The 6,391-nt window shown below is 33.9% G+C and carries 7 protein-coding genes and 1 pseudogene; 4 read left to right on the forward strand and 4 right to left on the reverse strand.

Going from position 1 to position 6,391, the window contains the following annotated elements:
* Window positions 1-10 precede the first annotated feature (10 nt).
* Both ACQKP0_RS09345 and ACQKP0_RS09350 read left to right on the forward strand, forming a co-directional pair.
* The gene (locus tag ACQKP0_RS09345; RefSeq protein WP_427405558.1) at window positions 11-1,213 is read left to right on the forward strand and encodes a multidrug efflux MFS transporter; all 1,203 of its coding nucleotides are present in this window, start codon (window positions 11-13) and stop codon (window positions 1,211-1,213) included.
* A 247-nt stretch (window positions 1,214-1,460) separates the two neighbouring features.
* The gene (locus tag ACQKP0_RS09350; protein ID WP_427405559.1) at window positions 1,461-1,973 is read left to right on the forward strand and encodes a DUF3231 family protein; all 513 of its coding nucleotides are present in this window, start codon (window positions 1,461-1,463) and stop codon (window positions 1,971-1,973) included.
* Window positions 1,974-2,077: 104 nt separating this feature from the next.
* Here the strand turns inward: ACQKP0_RS09350 and ACQKP0_RS09355 are convergent, their stop codons facing one another.
* From ACQKP0_RS09355 to ACQKP0_RS09370, 4 genes are all read right to left on the reverse strand, one after another.
* Window positions 2,078-2,296, reverse strand: a complete 219-nt coding sequence (locus ACQKP0_RS09355) for a hypothetical protein (protein ID WP_427405560.1) — start codon at window positions 2,294-2,296, stop codon at window positions 2,078-2,080.
* On the reverse strand, window positions 2,269-2,580 hold the full coding sequence (locus tag ACQKP0_RS09360; protein ID WP_427405561.1) for a hypothetical protein: 312 nt from the start codon (window positions 2,578-2,580) through the stop codon (window positions 2,269-2,271). The genes ACQKP0_RS09355 and ACQKP0_RS09360 overlap by 28 nt, the downstream gene beginning before the upstream one ends.
* A gap of 83 nt (window positions 2,581-2,663) precedes the next feature.
* Window positions 2,664-3,710, reverse strand: coding sequence for a hypothetical protein (locus tag ACQKP0_RS09365; protein WP_427405562.1), 1,047 nt, complete (start codon window positions 3,708-3,710; stop codon window positions 2,664-2,666).
* Between the two features lie 13 nt (window positions 3,711-3,723).
* Window positions 3,724-4,470: an alpha/beta fold hydrolase gene (locus tag ACQKP0_RS09370; protein ID WP_427405563.1), complete on the reverse strand. Its 747-nt coding sequence runs from the start codon at window positions 4,468-4,470 to the stop codon at window positions 3,724-3,726.
* A gap of 439 nt (window positions 4,471-4,909) precedes the next feature.
* On the opposite strand from ACQKP0_RS09370, the gene ACQKP0_RS09375 reads away from it, so the two are divergent.
* Window positions 4,910-5,317, forward strand: coding sequence for a VOC family protein (locus ACQKP0_RS09375; RefSeq protein ID WP_427405564.1), 408 nt, complete (start codon window positions 4,910-4,912; stop codon window positions 5,315-5,317).
* A gap of 984 nt (window positions 5,318-6,301) precedes the next feature.
* A pseudogene (locus ACQKP0_RS09380) lies at window positions 6,302-6,391 on the forward strand (IS200/IS605 family transposase); the annotation flags it as partial.

Consider the following 6,391-nt stretch of genomic DNA (forward strand, 5'->3'; position numbering starts at 1 on the left):
GGTGAATGGAATGCCGATTTGGAAAAGAAATTTAATTGTATGCTGGTTTGGGATGTTTGTTTCAAGTGTAGGGATGAGCCAGATCGCACCAGTATTACCGCTTTATATTAAGCATCTTGGTGTTCATAATACTGCTTTAATTACTCAATTTTCCGGATTAGCATTTGGAGCTACTTTTATTCTTTCAGCTGTTTTTTCACCGATTTGGGGAAGGGCAGCTGATAAATACGGACGAAAACTTATGCTGCTGCGAGCAAGTCTGGGGATGGGAATTGTAATCGGATGCATGGGGTTTGTACAAAATGTCTATGAACTGATTGGTTTAAGAGTATTGCAAGGTGTGATTACCGGATATTCTTCAGCCTGTACGGCTTTGATTGCGACTCAGACAGATAAAGAACATGCAGGATTTGCTCTAGGCACACTTTCAACTGCAAGTACGGCAGGTTCTTTGATCGGTCCGATGATCGGTGGTTTTTTGGAAGAGAGCTTTGGATTACAAAATGTATTTTTCATAACAGGTGCCTTGTTGATGATTTCATTTATTACTACTGCTTTATTTGTAAAGGAATCCTTTACTCGCAAAGATAAGAAAGTGCTTCCTATGAAGGAAATTTGGAATCAGGTTCCAGAAAAAAGTTTAACGATTACATCGTTTGTCACTTTTTTTGTCTTAACTTTAGCCCTTTATACAATAGAACCAATCATGACGGTCTATATTACACAATTAACAGAAAACTCTAGCCATATTTCTTTGTTATCTGGAATGGCATTTTCAGCTTCTGGACTTGCGAGTATCATTGCAGCGCCAAGGCTTGGAAAATGGTCTGATAGATTTGGTGTACAAAAAGTAATATTATTCGCCCTCATATTTGCAGGTCTTTTATTCATCCCGCAAGCTTTTGTAAAAAATCCTTGGCAGTTGATGATGTTAAGATTTTTATTAGGATTAGTATCAGCAGGTCTCATTCCTTCTGTTAATACTTTGCTTAAAAAAATTACACCAGATTACCTTACGGGTACAGTGTTTGGCTTTACCATGTCTGCAGGTTATTTAGGGGTTTTTGGAGGTTCAGTATTAGGTGGACAAATGGCGGCCTACTATGGAATGAGATCTGTGTTTTTTATTACGAGTGCCTTACTACTAATAAATGCAGTGTGGGTTTATTTTAAAATCTATAAAAAAATGAATCTTAAAGAAAATGCGATGTAAAATGAATGTTAAAAAGCAATGAACTTATTTAAATATATATAAGGACAGTTAGTTGCTGTAACAAAAAGCCTATATCCTGGATTACTTAGTAATCCAGGATATAGGCTTTTTTTAATACTTTCCTTATTAAACCAATAAACAAATTACAAACAAAATAATGAATTAAATAGCAAAGGATTGAGAAGTATAAATTTATGTGCTTTGAAGAAAGGTGGCACGAATTATGAATTTAATTAGGAGGATTACAATGGGAATTTTAAGTGGAAATCCAACAGATGAACCGATGCACTATGGAGAAGTTTTTGGAACATGGTCGTTTCTTACAACGGTTAAAGGATTAATTGCAGGTTATCAAACTCACCTAAATCATACAGGTGATGAAGACCTAAAAAAATTGCTTGAGGAAGCTATTCAGGGTGGACAACAAGAAATCAAACAGATTGAAACTTTATTAAAAGAAAATGGAATTAGTTTACCTCCAACACCTCCTGAGCGACCTAAAGCTTGCTTAGAGGACATACCTACTGGAGCACGTTTTCAGGACCCAGAAATAGCAGCTGCTCTTTCAATGAATATTGCAGCAGGATTAGTAGCGTGTAGTGGAATTATGGGACAATCAATTCGTGAAGATATCGCTATGATGTTCGGACAATTTCATATTCAAAAGGCAACACTTGGGGCTAAAGTTCTACGACTAAATAAAGAAAAAGGATGGCTAATTCCACCGCCATTACACCATTATAAAGCTGAAGATTGTTAGTTAATTTAAAATTAGTTCAAGGAGAGCAGAACTTTTAATCTGCTCCCTTTTCTCTCTTAAAGTAATCTGCTTCATTCGTTGAAGAAGCAAATACTATATTGTTTTTATTTGTTCGCCAATTTTCCAAGTAAAATCGCATTGTCTTTTTTTAGTTTTTTATTTTCTTCATTTAATTCAGCTATCCTTCTTTTTAACGACTCAATCAACTTATCCTTTGAGCTTTCACTAAAAGTTTGTTTTTTAGTGATAACCTTTAACTTCTGATTTTGTTGTTTTATCGCTTCATCAATTGGTTTTATAAGCTCTTCTCGATAAGAATACAAGAAAGTTTTGCTAACATTCGCCTTGTAACCATTACATTTCGATAAACAACAGGATTATCTTTAATCCTTCCACTGGCTTTAAGCCAAAGAAATAAAGAACTTACCCTATCTATAATCGCATTAAGGGTTGTAACTTTGAAGTCGTCATCCTCGTAATCAAAATCTATTAACTCAACATTTTCATAAAATCTATACGGATTCTTTAACCACAATTTGTATGTTGTTAAGATACCAGGTTGACCGTCAAGATCAAGGATTTGTAATCCCTTAATCTTTAGATACACCATGAAATACCATAGGTTATAGCAGTAAGACTAACCATTGCTTTTTAACTCTTATATTACTGAGTTGCTACTATATCTACGAATTATTTAATCTTTCCAATAAAATTCAGTCTTTCGACTGGTTTGCTATCCATGCTGCCGCTGAGAATGGATTGAACATCTTTCAATGTATCCTTGATGCTAACTGATTCACCCTTCAAACCTGTAAATGTCTCTGCAACATGAAATGGTTGGGTAAGATAAGCTTCTAAACGTTCACCTCTATTGTATGTTTCTAATTCAGCAGCAGGAATGCTGCCTAGTCCTTTGACATTCACTAAGGAACGTAATTCACGATATCTTCGTAAAAGTTTTTGGGCACGTTGTTGAACAGATAAATGATTATCATCAAGATATATTCCTTCTAAGACAGAAGATGTTGAATAAATCGGATTGACAGCAGGGAACTTATGTCTTGCAACGAGGTCCGCATCAAAATGCCATAAGGTTTCAAGTGGACCATAAGGGATATTCTCATCAACCACTTCACCTTTTAAATCAACCAAAAAAGTTGTTACATTATGAATACCACTATTTTGTAATTGTTCTTGAAGATCATATATTTTACCCGTCAAGACATGTTCACGATCGGTTGAAAAAATGATTTCTTTATCACTATTGATCCCTTTTATTATGTTGTATGTTTCATCAATTGAATACGAAATCATATCGACATCATTTAGAATATCCTTTAATTCTGGATATTCTCCATCAGGTTTAAGCAATATTGTCAAATAACCTTCCTTTTTAAGGTTGTGGAATAATTCAGCAAGAATCACCAATTGCCCCATTCCTGGCCGCGCCACTAAACCAACCGTTCCCCCTTTAGCTATAGGGGCAAACAAATCGATCACCTTAATTTGTGTTTCGATCATTTCAATTGTGTCATCTCTTAGGATCAACTCATCTAAGCTGCATTTCGCTAAAGAGGCAAGAGCCACAATTGTTCGGACCTCCGAACGTCCGACTGGAATTTTTCCAGTACATAAATTTGAAACGGTAGCAGGCCGTAATCCAACTGAGCGTGCTGCACTTGTGAGGTTCGGAACCCTTTTTTTTAATAAAGAAACATTAAGCCTTATATTTTCCATTGATAACACCCTTTTACCTTTGAAAGATTTTCATATCTATATTTTTCATAAATTCGTCTACAGTTTTTATAAATGTATCTAAATTAGGTTCGAAAATATTATGATCCGAGTCATCGAATACGACTAAGTTTGCTTGGTGCATCTTCTCAATATATAGATTTCCTGCTTCTAATGATAACGCTGCTTCATTTTTCCCGCCACGAATAATAAGAGCAGGGCATTTAATGGATGATAAATCGTCCCAAAGTAAAACTTGAGAAGACTCATTTTGTATCCCATATAATGCTGTGAGATTCATTCTTTGAGATAAAGTTTTTCCCCTCCAAGGCGGCAATGATGAGAAAAATTCAACCCACCCCTGACGAAGTTGTGTATGAACGGCAGGATAGTCACCTACTATTAGACCTTTTAGTAAGTTATTGTTTCTAATCGCATATCCAAGTGCATAAGAAACGCTTCTAGAGTAGCCGAATAAAATAAAGTCTTTTAGCTCAAGTTGTTTGACAACTGCATCAATATCGCTAATGTGATCTTCTAATGTATATCCAGTTTCTGGAGTGGCGCTTTTACCGCGCCCTCTAAGAGTGATAATAATACAGTGTCTAGGGGAGAAATTTTCGATTACAGAAATATAATCTTCTGCTGATTCCGAAAGTCCAGGAATAATTACGAGAGGAGCCTTTTCCTTTATATTAGCATTTGCTTCTACAAAATGTATGTTAATACCATTATTATCAACCCAACTATCGTTGTAAATCATTTATTTATTTCCACCTTTAATAAAATAGTAGATTATTGATAACCAAAAATTACGTGAAGTGATTTCTATACGGATTATGAAATAACAGTACCTCCAGAATTAATTTCTAAAGCGGGTTCTAACTCCTTGCTGAAAAATCCATGAAGTGAGTTTGAATTAGGTTTTAAAAAATGAATGTTAGACATTTCGTTTCTCCTCACTATAATTTATTTTCAATTTCTAAAAATTCAGCCACCTAATATTACTTTAAAGAGTAAAACAAATTACTCTGTATGTCAATTTCGTTTTTCTTTGAAAAGTAATATTATTTACTCTAAAATGAAAAAGCTGTTGTTTTACAGCCCCTTTTTCGATTCGTTTATTTAGTTATAGGTAGATCAGTGGATATGAAGGAAATTTGGATTAATTGTGGAATAAGAAACATTGGGAGGGGATATGTATGATTACGAAAGATAATGATGGGAAAGTGTTGGGGATCGCATATAATGTAATTCCAGTGGCGGATTTAGAGAAATCAGCCAATTGGTTTGTTGAACATCTGGATTTTAATATTAGACATAAAACAGAAGAATCATTAAGTTTATTTATCGGAAACAGGCCCATTCTTTACTTAATTAAAAGCGAACATCAATCAAGAGCAGTATTCGAAGTAGGAGGCAGAAAAAAATGGATAACTACTTTTTTTACAAATGATATCAAAAGCCTTCATGAAAAGCTGAAGTCAAAGCAATTAATAGTTGGTGATATAAGTTACGAAAGCGAGAATGGTAACTTTTTTACGTTAGAAGATATTGATGGGAATCTATATGATATATGGGAGAATCATGATTGTGAATTGAATTTTTAAAAGCTGCTGATTTGGTGGCTTTTTCTTATTGAGTAGGGAAATTATAAACATAAAGAGCATGCACCAAATAGAGGGGCACGCAAAAGAAGAGAAAGGGCACAAACCAAAGTGAGGGTCACAAAAAATAAGAAAAGAGGCACACAAAATCGGGAAGAGGTCACGTAAATCTTGGGATATCAGGTAAAGGTGCTGCAGACCAGTATATTAAAGTCTATGCTACATTTAAAAAAGTAGAATTTCTTGTTTAAAAGTCTGAGAAATTGGAAATTAGATATCTTACTAAAGTACCTAAGCTGAAGATTATATTTTCTATTAGCTGATCACTTATTATGATTCTTAATTGACTTTTGACTATAAATTTAACTTCGAAGCGATGTAGAATTAAAAGACAAGGTTACAATAAGATGAGGAATACTTTATAGTGGGAGGAATAAAAAAATGAAAGAAATACACGATCACATTATCTCATCTATTTCCTACTTTCGTATCAAACGAATAATTATGTCAAATCAACAAAAATATATTAAAACAGAACATCGTATAAATTTATATAAAAACAAAATTTTAACATCAAGTAATCAATTTAATCTAAACCATGTATTTGATATTTCTTACAGATCATTTTCTGGGAAAGCTGGTTTATTATACTTACATACTAATCAAGGAGTCTTCACTTATGAGGTGAATTCTGATCCATACTATTTCATAAATGAGTATAAACAAATCAAATGTTTATAAAAGAAGGTACTTGATACAGGTATAAATAGCAATATTTAAAATATGACTGAACTATAGAAGAAAGAGTCTGCCTCATGAGGTTTGATACCACGCTTTACTTTTGACAAACACTTTCTGTGAGAGAATGAGATGAAAGTTAAATATTACTTTTCCCGAACGTGAAAGCCCACTACGGTGCGTTAGCACCCCCTTTATTTTTTGTGTGTATTTGTTGCAGTTTATAGATTAAACTAATACAATGTGAATATGGACAAATATAGACGAACAAGCACAACAGTATCATTGATTAACTATCATTTCGTTTTCTGTCCTCGATATAGAAGGAAAATATTCCTT

The sequence above is a fragment of the Heyndrickxia sp. NPDC080065 genome (assembly GCF_050281185.1).
Taxonomy (GTDB): domain Bacteria; phylum Bacillota; class Bacilli; order Bacillales; family Bacillaceae_C; genus Heyndrickxia.

Bases quoted from the DNA above. Each gene is read 5' to 3' on its own strand.
- ACQKP0_RS09365 (WP_427405562.1), bottom strand. From the start codon at position 3,710: ATGGAAAATATAAGGCTTAATGTTTCTTTATTAAAAAAAAGGGTTCCG.
- ACQKP0_RS09350 (WP_427405559.1), top strand. From the start codon at position 1,461: ATGGGAATTTTAAGTGGAAATCCAACAGATGAACCGATGCACTATGGA.
- ACQKP0_RS09345 (WP_427405558.1), top strand. From the start codon at position 11: ATGCCGATTTGGAAAAGAAATTTAATTGTATGCTGGTTTGGGATGTTT.
- ACQKP0_RS09375 (WP_427405564.1), top strand. From the start codon at position 4,910: ATGATTACGAAAGATAATGATGGGAAAGTGTTGGGGATCGCATATAAT.
- ACQKP0_RS09370 (WP_427405563.1), bottom strand. From the start codon at position 4,470: ATGATTTACAACGATAGTTGGGTTGATAATAATGGTATTAACATACAT.